This window comes from Nocardiopsis sp. B62 (assembly GCF_018070675.1).
Lineage (GTDB): Bacteria > Actinomycetota > Actinomycetes > Streptosporangiales > Streptosporangiaceae > Nocardiopsis > Nocardiopsis prasina.
This window is the reverse complement of sequence record NZ_JAGPXK010000013.1, coordinates 16,292-34,285: the sequence shown is the minus strand read 5'-3', so window position 1 is coordinate 34,285 and position 17,994 is coordinate 16,292. Positions and strand designations below refer to the sequence as shown.

Below are 17,994 nucleotides of genomic sequence, written 5' to 3'. Positions count from 1 at the left end.
TCCACGGACGGAGCCCAGGAGGGCGGCCCATCGGGCAGTGGCCGGGTCGGCGTGACCACCCCCGCGATCCTTGGTGAACAGGCGTTACCGCCTCCCGTGCGGGGGTGTCGACATGCCCTCGCGGGCGGCTGGGCGCTCGTCGCGAATGGGTCCCGCGCACACGCGGAAAAGGGGGATCGCCGCATCGGATCCCTCACAAATTAGGTAGATTCGCAGAACAACGGGATCGAATGTGCTATCCCGGCACAGCCCACCACAACCGTCCCTGATGTGTGGAAAGCTGCCCCCAATGGACTTCTCCCTCCCCGCTCTGCCGCCGAAAGTCACCCCCCTGACCGACGGCGACCCGCTCCAGGTGGGCCGCTACCGACTCATCGGGCGTCTGGGCGCCGACGGTGTGAGCACCCTGTTCGCCGCCGTCGCCCCCGACCACGAACCGACTGTCCTCCGGATGGCGGGTGCCGAATGGGCACCCTCGGCCGTCTCCGGTGGGGAGGTCGCACCGGTCGACCACACCGCCGGAGTGTGCGCGGTGGGCGTCCGCGAGCTCGGGACCCACGAGGGCCGACCCTGGTCCGCGATCGACTACCTCCCCGGCGCTGACCTGCGCGAGCACGTGCGTTCGCACGGACCTGTGGGCGGCGACGCCCTGCTGGTGCTCGCCGCCGGGATGGCCGAGGCACTCGCCAGCACCCACGCCTCAGGCACTCTGCACGGCGACGTGCGGCCGGAGAGCGTGGTGGCCGCGGAGAGCGGGCCCCGCGTGCTTGACTTCGGGATCGCCCGCCGAATCGACGACACGGCGTCGGTGCAGAGTGGGACGAGCCTGGGCTGGTTGGCTCCCGAACGCTACGAGGGTTCGGCCGCCACACAGGGGTCCGACGTACACGGCTGGGCCTGCCTCGTGGTGTTCGCCGCCACCGGAGAACCGCCGTTCGGGGCGTCACCTGCCGGGCACAACCCCGGGCGGGTGCCCGGGCAGATCCTGTGGGAGATGGCCCGCCGCACACGCGAGGCGCGAGTTGACCTGAGACTGCTCCCGGAGGACCTGCGGCCCCTGCTGATGCGCGCCTTCTCCCCTGACCCGGAGCTGCGGCCCTCGGCCGAGGACGCCTACCTCGAGTGCCTGCTCATGCTCGGCATCGACGAACAGTCGACCGCCGACACCTGGCCCGACCAGCTGCGCGCACTCATCGCCCAGCACTGGCCGCGACCGGACCTGAGCTGGCACGATCCGGAGCGTTGGAACCAGGCCGCACGTTCCCTGAGCCAGGAGGATCGGCGGACGGCCACGACCGGACCGGCACCCGGTGGGACCGGTGGCGCGGTGGCCGGTGGGGCGGTCGTCACGCCCGGCCCTGAAGCGCCCTCCGCTGATCCCGGGACCGGCGGGTCCGACGCCTCCAGCGGGGCCGACGCGGGCGCCGACGAAGAGGAGTGGGGGCCGGAGGCGGCGGCCGAGGCGTACGGGCACACCCCTCGCGTCCCGGTGAGCGGCGAGCACGGGGCCGTGCCCGGCGCACGCAGCGTGGGCACGGCCGGACACGGGGGAGCGGAGTACCTGTTCGGGCCCTCCGGGGCCGGGGGCCACGGTCCTTCAGGTGCGGAGGCCGACGGGATCGACCTCGACGGAGACGCCGACACCGTCTCCCGGGGCAGGGTCGGTATCTGGCTGGCGGCGGGCGCCGTCGGGATGGTCGCGGTGCTCGGCGGCGGCTATCTGCTGTTCGACACCCTGGGCGAGTCGCCCGCCGACACCGTCGTCTCGGAGGGCGCCGCCGAGGAACGGGTCGAGCCCGAGCCCGAGGACGAACCCGAAGAGGAGAGCGGTCCCTCAACCCTGGACTGCGATGACACCGAGCGGATGAGTGCCCAGCAGGCCCACGCTCCCTGGCGGCCCTTCAGCACGGAGACCGTTTCCCCGGACGCCTACGCCCCGCTCCTCGTCCCGGGGCCCGAGGGCGAGCCGAACACCAGTCCCGACGTCTGGCCGTTCGTCTCCCCGCTCGACCACGACACCGCGGACTTCGGCCTGGTCACGCCGCAACTGGACGGCTTCCCGGTGCTCACCGTCTGCATGACCGCCGCGCGCGACACGGGCGAGGGGGTCGAGTTCACCGCGGAACTCACCTTCCATCCCACGGTCGGCAGCCATCGCGTGTACGAGGAGGACTTCCTCACCCTGACACCCCTCGACCCCGAGCGGAACGGGGGGATCGACAAGGAGACCGTCCGGGGCGGGACCGGCAGTGAGCTGGGACAGCCGATGACCACGCTCGCGGAACTGAGTCCGCAGGACCCGTCAGCCGAGGTCACCGTGCTGATCCCGGGAGCTCCGGAGCGGGCGGGGATCGCCTACCGCCCCTCCGAGTACTCGGGTGCGCTCGTCCACGACCTCAGCGGGCACTGCTACGACGTGGACGGCACGGAGGTGTGGCGCGACGGGGACCGACTGGGTGCGGGCCAGTTCGCGCTGCCGAGCACCGAGCCCGGCGAGAACGACATGATGCGCTGCCCGGTGGACGAACCCCGTGAACAGGACGGTGTCTGACCTCCGAGGTCACGGAGCGGACCGGGCGTCAGTGCCCTTCCCCCGCGCCCCCGGCAGGCGGGTGCGGGCGTAGGTGAGTCGGCGCAGTAACACCTCGGCCGGTCCACGCAGCCCGAGGCGGCGGGAGAGGTCGGCGAGCAGCACGGTCAGTCCCCAGGTGAGGACGGCGACCAGAGCCGCGCTCGAGGCGCTCGCGCTGGTGCCCAGTCCCAGACCGTACGGGGCGAACACCGCGGTGAACACCACCGCCTGTACGAGGTAGCAGCTGAGGGAGCGCTCTCCCACGGCGGCGATCGCGGTGGCGACCGTCCCGGGGGAGCCGGTGCCACCGGGACGCGCGGCCCGGTCGGTCAGCCACAGGGCGACCAGGGTGATCAGCGCGGCCCAGCCGGGCCCGCCCGCCCAGCCCGCGAGGTCGTGCACGATCCACAGGGACACCAGCACGACCGGCTCCGGTTCCGGCAGGAACCGGGCGGTCACCAGGGCGTCCGGCAGCCCGGCGACCACCGCGACGCCCAGGCCCACGACGGCGGTACGCGCCAACAGGGGAAGGTGTTCCCGAGGGTGTTCCAGGATGCTTCGGCGACCGGCCCACATCCCCACCAGCAACGGCGGCAGCACCACGAGAAACAGGGTCACCGGCGTGTACAGGGTCCACTCCGCGAAACGCTCGGAACTGGCCGCGAGGAAGCCCGACTCCACCAGTGACGGCACAGCCGAGGCGGGCCCCGCGTCCCCGGGGGAGGTGCCGAACGCGTCACCCAGGCTGAGCACCGTGTTCAGCACGGCCGACGCCAGTGCGACGGTGCCCGCGGACCACAGCAGGACGGAGTCGCGTGCGCGCAGGAACCCCACGAAGAGGAGCAGGCCGAGCCCGTACGCCCCGACGATGTCCACCGGCAGCAGCAGGACCCCGTGCAGCAGACCGATCACCAGCATCCACAGTCCGCGACGGCGCAGCACCACGCGGGCGTGCACCCAGCCGCCGCCCGCGTCCACGACCCGCCGCATGATCCACACGGTGCCGTAGCCGAAGAGCAGGGAGAACAGCGGGATCGCCCGCCCGTTCACCAACGTGCTCTGGACGAACAACAGCACCTGGTCGGTGAGGGTGCGGACGGTCTCGGAGTGGGTCAGGAAGAACTGGGCGTTGACGAGCGCGATGAACAGCAGCATGAAGCCGCGCGCGAGGTCGGGTGCGAGGGATCGCCCCGGACCGGGCACGGGTGGGGCCCCGGTCGAGGGATGTCGGCTGGACTGACTCATGGGGACTCTCTTGTCGGCGCTGTCAGGCAGGGAGGACGCATGTGCGGTACCGGTTCAGGGGCCTCCCGACGAAGCTACGGAGCCGCGCGGACCGTTCCCATGGGGCCTTCCAGAGACTTCGGGTGGGTCCGTCCCCACCCGAACGAGTGCCTATGATGGTGGGGCGTCGCGTGTTCCCGGCCAAAGAGCAGTGGGCCGGCCGGAGTGCATGGAGGCGCCATGACCTGTTCGGGGAGCCAATCGTGAGCACACACTTCGCGTACCGAACCTGAGCGGCTGAGCCGTTCGCGGCGCCGGTGTGACGCGGCCGTCGAGACCGTGCCCCCTCGGCCCTGGTGAGAGACCGGGCCCTGGGGAGTCCGACCCGCCACCCCGGCCCCGCGCCCCGGCCGCCCATCCGTCGGCAGGTGCTCCTGGCACCCACACTCCGGCGGACTCCCCGAACCCCTCCGCCCCGACCGCCGCCGTGCCCTGCTCCCGACCCGTACGGCCTCGCCCGGAAGGCGAGCGCGACGACCGCGCCCCCGGGGACGTCCGCCTCCACGACCTTCAGTGAGAGGACCGTTTCTTGACGCAGAACGACAACCAGCAGACGACCGAGGACCACACCGAGGCGGGCCAGCCGCCCGTCGGCCCCCACGAGCGCCCCGAGCCGGGAGTGAGCCCCTGGAACGCGCCGGTGGTGGCGGAGTTCCGAGCCAACGGCGGCCACGTGAGCGGTCCGTTCGCCGGAGGCGACCTGCTGCTGCTCACCACCACCGGTGCGCGCTCGGGCCGGGAACACACCAACCCGCTCGGCTTCGCGCGGATCGACGACCGCGTCTACGTGGTGGGTTCCGCCGGGGGCTCCCCGAAGGACCCCGACTGGTACCGCAACCTGCTCTCCCGCCCCATGGTGACCGTGGAACTACCGGGAGAGGACTCCCGGGAGTGCGTCGCGGTTCCGCTGGCGGGCGGGGAACGCGACCTGGTGTTCGAGGAGATCGTCCGCCGCCACCCGGGCTACGGCGACTACCAGGACCAGGTGGAGCGTCGACTCCCGGTGGTGGAACTCCAGCCCTCACCGGGGTTCGGCTCCGGTGAGGTGCGCAACCTCGCCGACAAGCTGTTCCAGATCCACGCGTGGCTGCGCGGCCAGCTCGCCAACGTGCGCGGGGACGCCGAGCGCTACCTCGCCGAGCGCGACGCGGCGACGACCGCGCCGCCGGTCGGGCTCAACCTCCAGATCCGTCAGCACTGCCTGGCCTTCTGCGAGTCCCTGCACTTCCACCACACCAGTGAGGACGCCATGTTCCCCCGCCTGGCCGAGGGCTTCCCGCACCTGCGGGAACCCGTCGAGCGCCTGGTGGAGGAGCACCGTGTGGTCGACCGCGTCCGGGGTGAGTTGGAGGGGCTGCTCGCCGACGTGCGCACCGCCGATCCCGTGCGGTTCATGGCCGAACTGGACCGGCTGACCGAGGAACTCGAGGCCCACCTGGACTTCGAGGAGAAAGCCCTCATCCCGACGCTGTCCGCGATCCCCTTCCCGCCCGAGTAACGCCCGTGCCGTGGGGCCCGGGAACCGCCAGCCGGTCCCCGGGCCCCACGCACTCCCGCACCGGCGCCGGGTGCCCTACCCCCCGAACAGAGTGCCGAGGTTGATCTCGGTGCCCAGGAACATGGAACCGACGATGAGGATCAGCAGACCGGGCAGCAGGGTCGCGGCGGTCACCATCGTCACCCTCGGGTTGAGGCGCTGGGCCTTGCGGCGCATGTACTGGGCGTCGGCCAAGCGCATGTCCTTGCTGATGTCCACCAGGGTGTCGCTCAGCGGGGCGCCGAGCTCCTCGGCCTGTTGGATGGCGGTGACGAACTTGCTGAGTGACTCGTTGCGGTTGCGGCGGCGCAGGGTCTCGAAGGCCTCCCGGCGCGACGTGCCCAGCTCCATCTGTCGCAGCGCGATCGTGAACTCGTCCGCCAGCACCCCCGGCATCGACACCGCCACCCGGGCGACGGCGGCCCGGAACGACATGCCCGCGCTCACCGTCACCGCGAGCACGTCCAGGAAGTCGGGCAGCTGCGTCTGCACCTCGTCGGCGCGCTCCTGGGTCTGCACGTACAGGTTGAGGTCGGTCAGACCCGTGAAGGCCAAGGCCAGGAGGGCGAGCATCGGGCTGGAGTCCGCCACCAGCACCAGTACGGCGAGGGAACCGTAGACGGCCACCTCTCCGACCTTGCGACGCACGTACCGTTCCGTGGTCAGACCGTCAGGGCGCCCAGCCGCCTCGATACGGGAGGAGACGGAGGCCTTCAACGCCTCGCTCATCGAGGCCATCAGGGCCTTGGAGAAGGGGCGCCCGATTCGCTCGGTGATGCGGTGCAGGAAGAAGGTCTCGTCGCTCTTGGTGGTCACCGGAGCGTTGACCGGGTCGTCCACGGTCACCCGCGTCTGCGACTGGGTCAGGTGGAGGCCGTAGACACCGAGGAGCACGACCAGGGCCGAGGCGAGCGCGGCCGCCAGGGGTATCAGGAGCGGGAGGTTCATGGGTGTCCTTCGAGGGGGCGGGGGTCCCGGAGGACCGGGACGTGGTGCGGTCGGGCGCTACATCTTGAACCTGGTGATGCGGGCGACCAGCGCGAAACCGGTGGCGTACAGCGCCGCCACGACCAGCAGCACCGCGATCCCGGCCCCGGAGCTGGTCATCGTGCGCATGATCCCCGGCTCGATTCCGTTGACCATGAACAGGGCGCCCACCGACATGAACGCGAGCGCCCACACGGTGGAGGTCGTCTCGCTGAGGATGGTGCTCACCTCACGCCGGGTCTCCTTGCGGCTCTCCAACGTGCCGGAGATGTTGCGCAGGGCCGTCACGAGCGAACCGCCGGACCTGGACGCCACCACCAGGGTGGACAACAGCACGCCCAGCTCCCGAGAGGGCATGCGCTGGCGCAGGTCCGCGATGGCCTCCTCGAAGCTCGCACCCAGCTTCATCGACTCCGCCATCCGGCCGAGTTCCTCTCCGGCCGGGCCGTCCAGTTCGTCGGCGGCGATGGCCACCGCCGTCGGCAGCGCCAGCCCCGCGGAGGTCGCGTTGCCCAGTACACGGGCCAGGTCGGGCAGCTGGTTGGTGAACTCCTCCCGGCGCTTGACCTCGGCCCTGCGCAGGTAGGAGAAGAACAGGAACGCCACGCCCGCCGCGGCCAGCAGACCGAAGAACGGCGCGAGGACATGCCACACCACCAGGACCGTCAGCAGCGTTCCGGACACGAGCGCCACGACGAACGTGGCCGGGCGAATGTCCGTGCCCGAGCGCGCCATGCGACGAGCGAGCCGCGCACCCCACTGCGTGCGCCGCAAACGTGCGTCCAACCTGGCCAGGGGGGTGGACGCCTCGTACTCCGCCTGGTCCAGGGCGCTGCGGGCGGCGATCAGCCGCCGCTGCTCGGCGCTGGCCACGAACTCCCACAGAGCCCACAGCATCAGGAACAGAACCAGGGCGAGGCCGCCGAGGATCGCCGGAACCTGCCAGTTCACGCGGACTCCCTTCGGACCGGTACCGCCGCGCGGCCCGGTGTCGTACTTCGCTGTCGCGTCCGCGTGGACGCTGTTCGGGCCCTCACTGGCTGCCCTGCGGGCGGTCGTCGGACACGACCCCGAACACGGACGGGATGCTCTCCCCCACGTGGTACATCCGAGCGGCCACGTGGCGGGGCAGGGGATGGTGCCGGTACCGCCCCTCGACGGTGCGGTCGGGATTGGCAGGCAACGCCGCGAACTCCATGAGCCGATCCAGACGGAACTCCTCGCGGCGGCGCGAGGAGACCACGGCGATCTCGTTGATCCGCCGCGCCCCGTCCGGCCAGCGGCCCAGGTGCACCACCGCGTCCACGGCGTTGTTGATCTGGTCGCGGATCGCGTCGTAGGGGATGTTCCCCTCGCCGAGGGTCGCCAGGGTCTGCAACCGGTAGATGGCGTCGTCCGCCGAGTTGGCGTGCACCGTCACCAGTGAGCCGTCGTGGCCGGTGTTCATCGCCTGGAGCATGTCGATGGTCTCGGGGCCGCGGACCTCGCCGACGATGATGCGGTCCGGACGCATCCGCAGCGCGTTGCGCACGAGGTCGCGGATGGCGATCTCGCCCCGCCCCTCGATGTTGGCGGGCCGTGACTCCAGCCGCACGACGTGCTCCTGCATCAGCTGGAGCTCGGCGGAGTCCTCGATCGTGACGATCCGCTCCTGGCTCGGTACGAAGGCCGACAGAGCGTTCAGGAAGGTCGTCTTACCGGTACCGGTACCGCCCGACACCACGATGTTGAACCGTGCGCGCACCATCGCCGACAGCAGCACCCCGGTCGCCTGGTCCAGGCTGCCCATCCGTACGAGTTCCTCGATGGGGTAGGGCTTGGGGAAACGCCGGATGGTCAGGACCGGCCCGGACAGGGACAGCGGCGGGATGATCACGTTGACCCGCTCCCCACTGGGCAGACGGGCGTCCACCATCGGTGAGGACTCGTCCACGCGCCGGTTGACCAGCGACACGATCCGGTCGATGGTCTGGTACAGCTGCTCCTCGCCGTTGAAGGCGGCGTCGATGCGCTCCATACGGCCGCCGCGTTCCACGAACACGTTGTCGGGGCCGTTGACCATGATCTCGGTGATGCTCTCGTCGGCCAGCAACGGCTCCAGCACACCCAGCCCCAGGGCCTCGTCCACCACCCGGCGGATCAGCACCGACCGTTCGCGGTCCGAGAGCACCGGGCCCTCACGGGACAGGAGGTGCCCCACGACTCGCTCCAGGCGGACACGGCGCTGTGCCAGCGTCAGCTGGGTCAGGTCCTCCAGGTTGATCTCCTCGAGGAGGCGCCGACGCCAGTGCGTCACGCTGCCACGGTCCGCGCGCTCCTCGACGCCGCGGTCCTCCTCCAAACGGTCCTTCAGGCCCATGCCCCTCGTCTCCTCCCTCGCCGCTGCCGTCCTGGTGTTCCGGTTGGCTCGCCTCACACGTTCGGCATGTCCACCCGTCGGGTCAGAGTCAGGTTCAGCTCCACTGACGAGAACACGATCGGCAGTGGGTGCGAGACCTCCACGAAGTACCCTTCACTGTCGTTGGCCCCGCTGGTGATGGTGGCGTCGTCCAACCAGCCGGGCAGGGCGGTACGGGCGGCGTCCTCGGCCCCGGACAGCTGCTGGGTTCCCGCGGCCCGGGCGCCCGCCCTGGCGGCCGACTCGATGCGTTCGATCGCCACGAAGGCCAGGAACACCTCGATGGCCACCACCACGGTGAGCAGCAGGACCGGCAGGATCGCGGCGAACTCCAGGATGGGTCCGCCCCGGTCCGAGCGCGGACGGCCGCCGAACAGCAGGCGTCGGAGCCGCCGATGCCCGGGGGGACGTGTGCCGGAGCCGCGTGTCCCTGTTCCGCTTGCGGCGGTGCGGCTGCCGGGTCGCCGGGACGCCTGGACTCGCTCGGAGGAGGGTGCGCCGTTCAGGGTGCCTCCACCCCCTCCGGATCCGTGGTCCCGCGCGGCGCAACCTCGGTGACCACCTTCGCCTCCCCGGTGATCGGCCACGGAGCCGTCACACCTGGAAGAAACACCGGCATGTCCAGGCTCACCCGGGCGAACCGGGCACCGTCCCGCTCGACGACCTCCGTGGTCAGTACGTCCTCGCCGTCCCAGGGCGCGCGCACCCGCTTGCGCGCCTCCTCGTCGATGCGCGCCATGTCGTCCGGGGTGACGGAGGCCTGCCGGGCCGCTTCGGCCGCTCCGTGGGAGGCGTACATGGAGGTGACGCCGATCAGCAGCACCTGCCAGACCAGAGCCAGCGCCAGCATCATGAACGGCACCATGGCCGCGAACTCCACGAAGATCGCGCCTTGGTCGTCCCGGAGGCCCCGGTGTCTCCGGAGTCCCCCGCGCTCCTCAGACACCGATTCCTCCCCCCGACCGTTGGGTGCCCTGCCCCCAGGGGGAGGGGCCGGTCGGCCGGCTCTGGTTCCCGGTGGTGGTCGGATCGGGGCCCATGGCGTTGAGGAAGCCGGACACGTCCCTGGTGGTCGGACCCGACGACGGTTGGGGCCGGGAGGCCCGCCCGGCCAGCCCCTGCGGGAGTTCGGCCGAGGGCGTGGTGTGGCCGCCCAACCCGGTGCCGCCCGCGACGGCGGTGGGCGGCACGAGCAGGTCCAGTTCCGACGCGAGCCGGGCGAAGGCCTTGCGCAGTCCCTCGTCGGTCACCCGTGTGGGGTCACCGCTGTTCTCCCCGGGCTCCAGCGCCCGGTAGGCGGCGGGGACGGGCGTGCGCAGCACCTTGGTACCCAGCAGCTGCTGGAGGAACTCCGGCTGGATCTCGTTCTTGCGGCTGTGCCGGGTGACCAGCGAGTGGACATCCTCGTGCGAGCGGATCTGGAGGCGTTCCCACATCGCCATCAGCCGCTGGGCGCCCCGCAGCGCGGGCACGTCCGGGGTCACCGTCACCACGGAGCTGTCGGCCACCTCCACCGCCATCGCGGTCGCCTCGTTCATGGTGGAGCCGCAGTCGACGATCACCAGTTCGTAGCGGGAGCGCAGGGCGCTCAGGACGCGGCGGGTGGCCCGTGCGGTGACGTCCTCTCCGCGCTCGCCGTGCTGGGGCGCCAGGAGCACGTGGGGGCCGCGCGGGTCCACGTAGAGGGTCTCGGCGAGCATGCCGGGACTGATGTCGTCGGCGGCGTCCACCAGGTCCGTGATGGACCTGCGGTGCTGGAGGTTGAGGAAGGCGGGCAGGTCACCGGCCTGGAGGTCCAGGTCGACCAGGCACACCAGCCGGTCCCGGCGGGCCGCCGCCATCGCCAGGTGCACCGTGCAGGTGGTGGTGCCCACTCCGCCCTTGGCTCCGCTGAGTGTCACGATCCGACCGCGCACCCCCGAGGTGGGCAGGTCAAGCGACGCCGACTCCAGGTGGCGTCGCAGGGTTCGCGACCACTCAGCGGCCCTGGCCACCCGGGTCTCCAGCTCGGTGGCCCCGGAGTCGGCGGGGAGCACGCCCCGGGCGCCCGACTCCATGGCCGCCGTGAAGGTCTCCGGGTCCATCGACGGTGAGACCAGCAGGATCGCCAACTGCGGATGGCGGTGGGACAGGTCCCGGATCGTGTCGAAGACCGGTGCCGGACCCAGCTCCTGGTGGATGAGGACCACGTCCAGGTCGGGGTACTCGCCCGCTCCGCTGATCAGATCCGTGCTCGTGAGGCGGGACGAGACGAGGTCGGCCCCGGCCAGCTCCTCGAAGCGCGCCGCGATCACCATCTCCGTCTCGGAGGTGGGCATCCCCGCCAGGACTCGGAAGTTCACTGGTACTTACCCCCCATGCGGCATGCGCCGCTCGTCGCTCTGTTCGTCCGAACCGGATCCGCCGCCCGAGTTCTCGAAGACACCTTCGAAGTCACCGCTGCACACCTGGGTGTCACCGGGGTCGCCCCCGCCCGCCGCGCTCACCAGGCCCATGCGGAGCTTGGTGGCGAACTCCTCGGCGTAGGCGAGCTGGAGCGCGGTCTGCGGGTCGAGCCGGAAGGTCACCGGCACGACGCCCGCCACTCCGCCGGCTTCGGACTCCTGACTGCGCAGCTCCCCGATCTCCAGGACCTCCACCTCGGTGACGATCCGGGTGGCGCAGGCCTCGCCGTGGTCGCGCGCCTGGAAGGTGCCGTAGATGTCCACGACCGAACCGCGCTGGACCTTGCCCGCGATCCCGGTCTCGGCGTTGACCATGATCGCGATCTCCCGCTCACCCGCGGTCAGGGTCGGCTGGGGCTTGAGCATGCCGTGTTGGAGGATCGACCCCTCGGCCAGGTGGCTCGCGGCCACCAGCTCCTGGCCCTCAGGGGTCTCGATCTCGTCCAGGTCGGAGATGAAGACCTCCGGGTCGAAGTACGAGGCGGGCACCTCGACGGTCGTGTACGAGTCCTGTCCCAGCGGTTGGTTGGCGTCGACGTCCTCGACCAGTTCCAGGACGGTGGCGACCCTGCCCACCTGGTCCTGCTGGCTGTTGAGGTAGGTGAAGACGGAGGCGAACACGGCGACGGCGCCGATAGCGGCCACGACCATGAGCAGGACGCCGCGTCGCTGACGGGGGTTCATAGGGGGTGGTATCCGTTTCCGTGTCGTCGGGGGCCGTCCGTCCTGGAGTCGGAGCGGCGAGCCCTAGCGGGAGTAGGTTCTGGGGGATTCCGTGTGGGGTGCGCCGTCCGGGTCCGTGGCGCCCTCCGACGGGTTCGGCGGAGCGGACGGTCGTTGTCCGTGCGCCGGTTCGGGGGGTCGGTCGGTACGTGGCGCGCCGGGGGGAGCGCCCGGGCCGATGGGAGGGTTGGGTCCGCTCCGGTGGGGCGGTGCACTCCAAGGGCTCGTGCTCGTCTGCCAGGCCGGGCCCACCTGCGACGGTCGGGGCGCCTGGGGGCCGGGGTTTCCCTGGAGGTTGGGGGGCCTGCGCGGTGTCGGGTTAGCCGGAGGGAGCGGGGAGCCCGGCGTACCGGGGTGCGGTGAGGGGACGACGGGGGCCTGGGCCCCGGACGGGACGTCGCGGGGCGGGAGCGGGCCCTTGGGCGCGGAGGCGCCGTTACGGGACGCGGGGGCCGGGGCGGCCTGGGACGGGTGCGTGGCCCGGGTGGAGGTGCCGGTGTGGTGGGCCGCGGTGGGGGCTTCGCCGCCGACCCCGCGACAGAACGGGCACGGGCTGGCGGTCACGGGTTCACCGCACCAGGCGCACTCCGTCGCCCTGAGCGCCCCGGCGGCGTAGGCCAGGGCCTGGGGGTGGGCGCTCAGCGCCACGAACTCGACGTACTTGTGGGTGCCCCAGTAGGTGCTGCCGAGGGGTTGGACCGGCAGGGTCCGGGTGGCCACCGGCTGGATGGCCTGGGGCAGGTTCTCGTCGAACACCCGGGTGATGCTCGGGTCCGGGGTGGAGTACAGCAGCTGTACCGGCTGCACCGGGCGGAAGGGGACGCTGACGGCGTCGGAGGGGCGCAGACGGCCCACCCGGGCGGAGGGAGCGCAGTAGGCGAGGAAGGAGACCGCGGGCGCGTACGAACCCATGTGCTGGCGCAGGCTCGTGGGCAGGGTGGACAGCCCGGACACCGTTCTCAGCCAGGCCCCCGCCAACAGGTGCTTGGGCAGTTCCGCGCTGAGCGCGGCCACCATCCCCGGGGGCAGGTAGGGGGACAGGTAGGCGAGCTGGTCGGCGATGAGGGAGAGGGCGAGCGGGGACAGGTCGACGCTGATCCCGGCGATGTGGTCGGTGCGCAGGGCGGCCCGCGCGAAGTCGACCGCCTTGCGGGCGTCGGTGGACTGCCAGGCGGGATAGAGCGCCACGACCCGGCGACCCGCGCGCACCTCCTCCTTGGCGAAGACGACGAAGGCGGCGCTGCGTGCGCCCACGTCGTCGCCTGTCATGGCGAACCGCCGTGCTCCGGTCTCGCCCACGTGGCCCGTGCTGGGGATGTCCGCCAACAGGGCTACGGTCGTCGCCGACCGCGGTAGGGCATTGGACACTGGAAAGGCTCCATCGGTTCTGCGCGCTCGGGCGATGTCGGTTGCTTCAGAGACGCCCCGCGTCTCAGGTGCCACTCGGACGCATCGTAACGAATGGGTGCGGCACTGCGGGAGGCCCGGTAATCACCACCTTGGGGCACGGGTTGCGCCATGTGGTGCGTTTTCGTCAATGAGGCCAAGGTGACCCGGTGAACGGGATGGGGTCCTCGGGCTGGTAGGGGGCGGGGGAGTCGGTCGCGTGCCCGGAACGCCCGGGTCGGTTCGGCCGAGTTTCATTGAGTTGCGACACGATCTTATGCCTTCGTTCCATTTGTCCTCTTCGGATCATGGCTCCGCTTCGGGTCTCCGGCCCGTGTTCACTGGGCGTTCGTCGGTGTCGGTGCTGGTCGGATGGTCGCGGCCCGCCGGGATGGCGGATCGGATCGGCGACGGCCAGTGGCGGCGAGAGGTGCGAGGAGAGGCGGATGCGCCCGTCCTTTCAGGATGCCCCTCCGGCTCCGGAGTCACCAGTGCCGCCGGTCCTTCTGTGGACAACTGCCGACAGGGGAGGGGCGGGGCGGGGATGTCGCGTCGGTCTCGTTCGGGGTTGTCTTCCACACGACGGGGAACGATCGAGGGTGACTTCGCGTCATATCTTGAGAAGTCACTTGCCCCCTGAGGAGACGAACACGATGCGCAAGGCAAACCGGGCCGCCGCCGGTGCGGCCGCTTGGCAGGTCATCCAGAACACGGACAGCAAGGTCTCGCTGTGGGAGCGGGTCCGGGCGGTCCCCCGCATGCTCGGTGCCAAGCTGCGCGGGCGCTACCCGGAGCTCGGCGGCGGCAAGCTCTTCGCGATGCTCGTCCTGGTCGGCTACATCATCTCCCCGATCGACTTCGTACCGGAGCTGATCTTCTCGGTGTTCGGCCTGGTCGACGACGTCGCCGTCGCCGTCTGGCTCACCACCATGGCGCTGGGGGAGAGCGAGCGCTTCGTCGTCTGGGAGCGCGGGCAGCAGGCGCAGGAGGCCTTCGGTCGGGCCAACCAGCCCGGTCAGTACCCCGGTCAGGGCGCTCACCCGGGCCAGCACCCGGGGCAGGACGAGTACCAGGCGCAGGGACGGCACACCGGACCGGAGCAGGCGGCCGCCCACCAGCGGCAGAGGCACTGACCGAATCGTCCACAACGCCCCTCAACCTGCGGGGGGAAGAAGAACGAAACACTGTCCTTGAAAGGGCATCGTGGACACATCCCCCAACCTGCCCGACCCCTGGCGTCCCCAGCAGGAACACGGTTCACCGGAGTTCCCGGACCACGACGTGGCCCCGAACCCGCTGGCCGCCCACCACCGGCTCGCTGTGGAGTCCCCTCCCCCGGGGCGGATCAGGACTCCGCTGATCGTCGGAGCCACGGTGCTCGCGGTCGCCCTGTTCGGCGGAGCCCTCTACTGGGCGCTCCCGGGTCTCCTCGGCCAACCCGAGCCCGCGGTCGTTGGCGAGCGGACGGTTCCCTACGCGGGCGACTACCTGCTCGGCGAACCCACCTGGTACCTGGCGCACTCCCGCCTGTCCCGGGAGATCTGCGAGACGTGGACCGACGCCATCGCCGAGGTCGCCTTCTCCGAGCAGGTCGCCCACGATCTCATGGACCCCAGCGTGGAGTTCCTCGCCCTGGAGAAGGAGGTCGCGGCGCCCAGGAACGGCGCGGCCTACCGCAACGACGTGGTCCTCACCCACAACACCTGGTACACCCAGCTCCGGGACGGAACCCTCGACGCGCGGGACGGCGACCCGGTCGGGGAACCACGCGACATCCTGGTCCTGGGCAACGTCTCCGCCTGGACCCTCCAGTACGTGGTCAGGGCCGACTCCGGTATCCACTCCCTCGACGACCTGGCCGGCAGCACGGCCGTCGTCGCCTGGGACGACCCGGAGACCCTCGAACTGAGTGACCTGACCCTGCTCTCGGCCGGGGTGGACCCGTGGTCCATGGACGTGGCCTCGGGCCACGACTTCGACACCGACACCCCACAGCAGCCCTTCATCGACGGGGACGCCGACGTCTACGTCCTCTGGGACCGCGTCGAGAACGCGGAGCTCGACCATCTGGAGCGGCAGGGGATGGAGTTGCGTGTCCTGGAGGTCCCGGAGGAGGTGGTGGCCACGGTCAGCCGCGTCGACGCCTCCTACACGAACCTCACCGTGGAGGCGGGCGCCGTGCCAGGACAGGACGGGAACACCAACCTCCTGGCTTCCTGGGAGACCCTGTACGCGCACGCCGACCTTGACGAGGACCTGGCCTACGAGCTGGTACGCGCCGTCTACGAGGAACTCGGCGCCAACGCGCCCAATGAGCGGATCGCGACCGTGGAGCAGGCGCTGAGCGGAGTGCGGGCGGACAGCGTCCACCCGGGCGCGGCCCGCTACCTCAGCGAACGCGGGGTGCTCTGACCGGGCCCGGGGCTCCCTAACCGCCCTGGGACAACCGGCGGTCAGCGGCCGGGGTGCCGTCGAACTCTGGTGGGCGCACGTCCCTGACCGCGCAGCGCGGTGTGTGCGGCGTGCAGGCGGGCCTCCTCGGTGTCCGCGTCCCTCGGCGTGCCCGGACACGAGCCCTCTCCGGGGCTCCCCGCCACCTCGTCGGCCCACTCGAGCAGCCGCCCCAGCTGGGGAGAGCCCTCGCCGGAGGCGACCCGGGTACGGCCCAGGACCAGCTCACCCCCGGTTCCGTCGACGGTCACGAGCACGCCCTCGGGGACGGGGCGGTCACCCACCCGGATCCCGTCGGGTCCCACGGTCAGGTCCCCCACCCCGACCACGGCCGGGGTGCCCATGGACCGGGCGACCACGGCGGCGTGGCTGGCAGGGCCGCCCCGTGCGGTGACGATCCCGGCCGAGGCGGCCAGACCGCGCATGTCCGACGGGGAGGTCTCCGGACGGAACAGGACCACCGGCCCCCGCGCCGCCATGCTGACGGCCCGGTCGGCACTGGTCACCACCCGGCCGACCGCCACCCCCGGACAGGCGCCCACGCCCCGGGCGAGCGGGGGCCGTCCGTCGGGCAGGACGGCTCGGGCGGTGCGCGCGTGCCGCAGGTGCTGGGGGGAGACCCGCAGCAGGGCCGCGGCACGGCTGAGCACACCGGCCTCGGCGAGGTCGACCGCGACACGGACGGCGGCGGCCCCGACGAGTCGCGCGGGGCGCAGTTGGAGCATCCACAGCCGCCCCGACTCGTAGGTGAACTCGACGTAGCAGGCGTCGCGGTGGTGCTCCGCGACGCTGTCCAGGGCGGCCACGAGGTCCGCCCACACGGTGGGTTCCCGGTGGGCGAGGTCCCGTAGGGGGCTGGTCAGCGCGGTGCCGGAGACCACGGCGTCCCCCTGGCTGCCGAACAGCACCTCGCCGAAGGGCACGTGTTCACCGGTGTTGGGGTCGTGGGTGAAGGCGACCCCGCTGCCGCTGCGAGCGTCCCGGTCGCCGAGCATCATCGCCTGTACGGTCACGGCGGTGCCGAGATCGTGGGGTACGCCGTGCACCGCGCGGTAGGTCCTGGCGCGCGGGGTGTCCCAGGACGAGAACACCTCCGAGATCGCCCGGTACAGCCCGTCCAACCGGCCCTCCCTGCCGCCGGGGTCCGTGGTGGGCAGGCCGAGGTTGAGGATCGTCGTCATCATCCCGGGCATGGACACGGCGGCCCCGGAGCGGACGGACACCGTGAGGGGGTCGTGCGGGTCGCCGAACCGGCGTCCGGTCTCGGCCTCCAGCGCAGTGACGGCGGCGGCGATCTCGGTGCGAGCCCCATCGGGGAATCGGCCCTCGTCCAGGAAGGCACGGCAGGCCTCCGTGGTGACGACGAAGCCCGCTGGTACCGGTAGGCCCAGGCGCCTCAGGGTGAGGAGCCCGTGGGCCTTGCCGCCCAACAGTTCCGGGCCCTGCCCGACCCGCGCCGAGAGCGGATAGGTCCAGGTCATCGCGACCGTCCTTCCTGGATCCGTCAGTACCGGGGGATGCCGAGGGTGACCAGCAGGTCCTCGTGGAGCTGGGCCCACACTGCGTGGTAGGAGGCCGTGCCGTCCGCGACCTGGTCCAGGGCCCCCGCCCGGGCGCGGGTGAGGGCGCCAGCGAGCCGGACCCGGTAGCGGCCGAAGCGGACCAGGCGGGCTGACAGCTCGGCGCAGACGGCGGCGAGGCGTTGGTCGAGGTCGGAGAACAGATCGAGGACCCGGGCGTCGTGGTCCGCGTCGGTGTGGTCGTTCGGGGTCGGTACGCCGTCCACGAGCCGTAGCTGCCAGGCCGTGCAGAGGTCGAGCAGCTCCGGATTCAGTTCCAGGAAGCCCTCGTGGGCGCGTTCCACGAGGGGACGGGCGCCGGTGGAGTCGAGTTCGGCGGTGATCCGTGCGGCGCCCGCCGCGCGTCCGGCCCCGCTCAGTCCCCAGCCGCCGAAGGCCCCTCCGGCGCGGGTGACCAGTCCTGAGACGGCGAGGTCGATCAGCTCGGACTCGGTCTCATCCTTGCTGAGACCGGTGACCTCGGCGAGCCGTTCGGTGCCGGAGAACCCGGCGCAGCGCAGGGCGTGCAGGGCCAGCAGGTCCGCGCCGGTGGTGTGCGGTGTGGTCTCGGGTTCCATGGCCCCCCTTCCAAGTAGCCCGTTTAAGATACTCCAATCATCTGGATGATGAAACCATGTGGAATCGCAGGCGGG

General features: G+C 71.5%; 15 protein-coding genes. 4 read left to right on the top strand and 11 right to left on the bottom strand.

Annotated elements, in window-relative coordinates; all coding sequences use genetic code 11:
• Positions 1-289: 289 nt before the first annotated feature.
• Positions 290-2,551, top strand: a complete 2,262-nt coding sequence (locus KBX21_RS15650; protein WP_210842345.1) for a protein kinase — start codon at positions 290-292, stop codon at positions 2,549-2,551.
• A 9-nt stretch (positions 2,552-2,560) separates the two neighbouring features.
• Here KBX21_RS15650 and KBX21_RS15645 read toward each other — a convergent pair whose 3' ends face one another.
• Entirely contained in the window at positions 2,561-3,817 is a 1,257-nt protein-coding gene (locus KBX21_RS15645) for a DUF418 domain-containing protein (RefSeq protein WP_247665815.1), read from the bottom strand.
• 568 nt (positions 3,818-4,385) lie between these two features.
• On the opposite strand from KBX21_RS15645, the gene KBX21_RS15640 reads away from it, so the two are divergent.
• On the top strand, positions 4,386-5,354 hold the full coding sequence (locus KBX21_RS15640) for a nitroreductase/quinone reductase family protein (RefSeq protein ID WP_210842344.1): 969 nt from the start codon (positions 4,386-4,388) through the stop codon (positions 5,352-5,354).
• Positions 5,355-5,429: 75 nt separating this feature from the next.
• Here the strand turns inward: KBX21_RS15640 and KBX21_RS15635 are convergent, their stop codons facing one another.
• From KBX21_RS15635 to KBX21_RS15600, 8 genes are all read right to left on the bottom strand, one after another.
• Positions 5,430-6,341, bottom strand: a complete 912-nt coding sequence (locus KBX21_RS15635; protein WP_210842343.1) for a type II secretion system F family protein — start codon at positions 6,339-6,341, stop codon at positions 5,430-5,432.
• A 57-nt stretch (positions 6,342-6,398) separates the two neighbouring features.
• A complete protein-coding gene (locus tag KBX21_RS15630) occupies positions 6,399-7,331 on the bottom strand; it encodes a type II secretion system F family protein (protein WP_049574503.1) in 933 nt (310 codons plus the stop codon).
• An 82-nt stretch (positions 7,332-7,413) separates the two neighbouring features.
• A complete protein-coding gene (locus tag KBX21_RS15625; protein ID WP_049574506.1) occupies positions 7,414-8,739 on the bottom strand; it encodes a CpaF family protein in 1,326 nt (441 codons plus the stop codon).
• A 53-nt stretch (positions 8,740-8,792) separates the two neighbouring features.
• Positions 8,793-9,158, bottom strand: a complete 366-nt coding sequence (locus KBX21_RS15620; RefSeq protein WP_049574624.1) for a TadE/TadG family type IV pilus assembly protein — start codon at positions 9,156-9,158, stop codon at positions 8,793-8,795.
• A 122-nt stretch (positions 9,159-9,280) separates the two neighbouring features.
• Positions 9,281-9,658 (bottom strand): pilus assembly protein TadE, encoded by a 378-nt coding sequence (locus KBX21_RS15615; RefSeq protein WP_049574627.1) that lies wholly within the window; start codon positions 9,656-9,658, stop codon positions 9,281-9,283.
• Between the two features lie 58 nt (positions 9,659-9,716).
• Positions 9,717-11,120 carry an AAA family ATPase gene (locus KBX21_RS15610; RefSeq protein ID WP_210842342.1) on the bottom strand — a complete coding sequence of 468 codons (1,404 nt, stop codon included), beginning with the start codon at positions 11,118-11,120 and terminating at the stop codon, positions 9,717-9,719.
• Between the two features lie 6 nt (positions 11,121-11,126).
• Positions 11,127-11,906: a Flp pilus assembly protein CpaB gene (cpaB, locus tag KBX21_RS15605; RefSeq protein WP_210842341.1), complete on the bottom strand. Its 780-nt coding sequence runs from the start codon at positions 11,904-11,906 to the stop codon at positions 11,127-11,129.
• Between the two features lie 63 nt (positions 11,907-11,969).
• Positions 11,970-13,271: a hypothetical protein gene (locus KBX21_RS15600; RefSeq protein WP_210842340.1), complete on the bottom strand. Its 1,302-nt coding sequence runs from the start codon at positions 13,269-13,271 to the stop codon at positions 11,970-11,972.
• Positions 13,272-13,984: 713 nt separating this feature from the next.
• Here KBX21_RS15600 and KBX21_RS15595 point away from each other — a divergent pair.
• Together KBX21_RS15595 and KBX21_RS15590 are read left to right on the top strand one after the other, a co-directional pair.
• Positions 13,985-14,464 carry a YkvA family protein gene (locus KBX21_RS15595; protein ID WP_210842339.1) on the top strand — a complete coding sequence of 160 codons (480 nt, stop codon included), beginning with the start codon at positions 13,985-13,987 and terminating at the stop codon, positions 14,462-14,464.
• Between the two features lie 70 nt (positions 14,465-14,534).
• Entirely contained in the window at positions 14,535-15,743 is a 1,209-nt protein-coding gene (locus KBX21_RS15590) for a TAXI family TRAP transporter solute-binding subunit (protein WP_210842338.1), read from the top strand.
• 41 nt (positions 15,744-15,784) lie between these two features.
• Here the strand turns inward: KBX21_RS15590 and KBX21_RS15585 are convergent, their stop codons facing one another.
• Positions 15,785-17,263, bottom strand: coding sequence for a PEP/pyruvate-binding domain-containing protein (locus KBX21_RS15585; RefSeq protein ID WP_210842337.1), 1,479 nt, complete (start codon positions 17,261-17,263; stop codon positions 15,785-15,787).
• Between the two features lie 23 nt (positions 17,264-17,286).
• Positions 17,287-17,919: a transcriptional regulator gene (locus KBX21_RS15580; RefSeq protein WP_210842336.1), complete on the bottom strand. Its 633-nt coding sequence runs from the start codon at positions 17,917-17,919 to the stop codon at positions 17,287-17,289.
• Positions 17,920-17,994 lie beyond the last annotated feature (75 nt).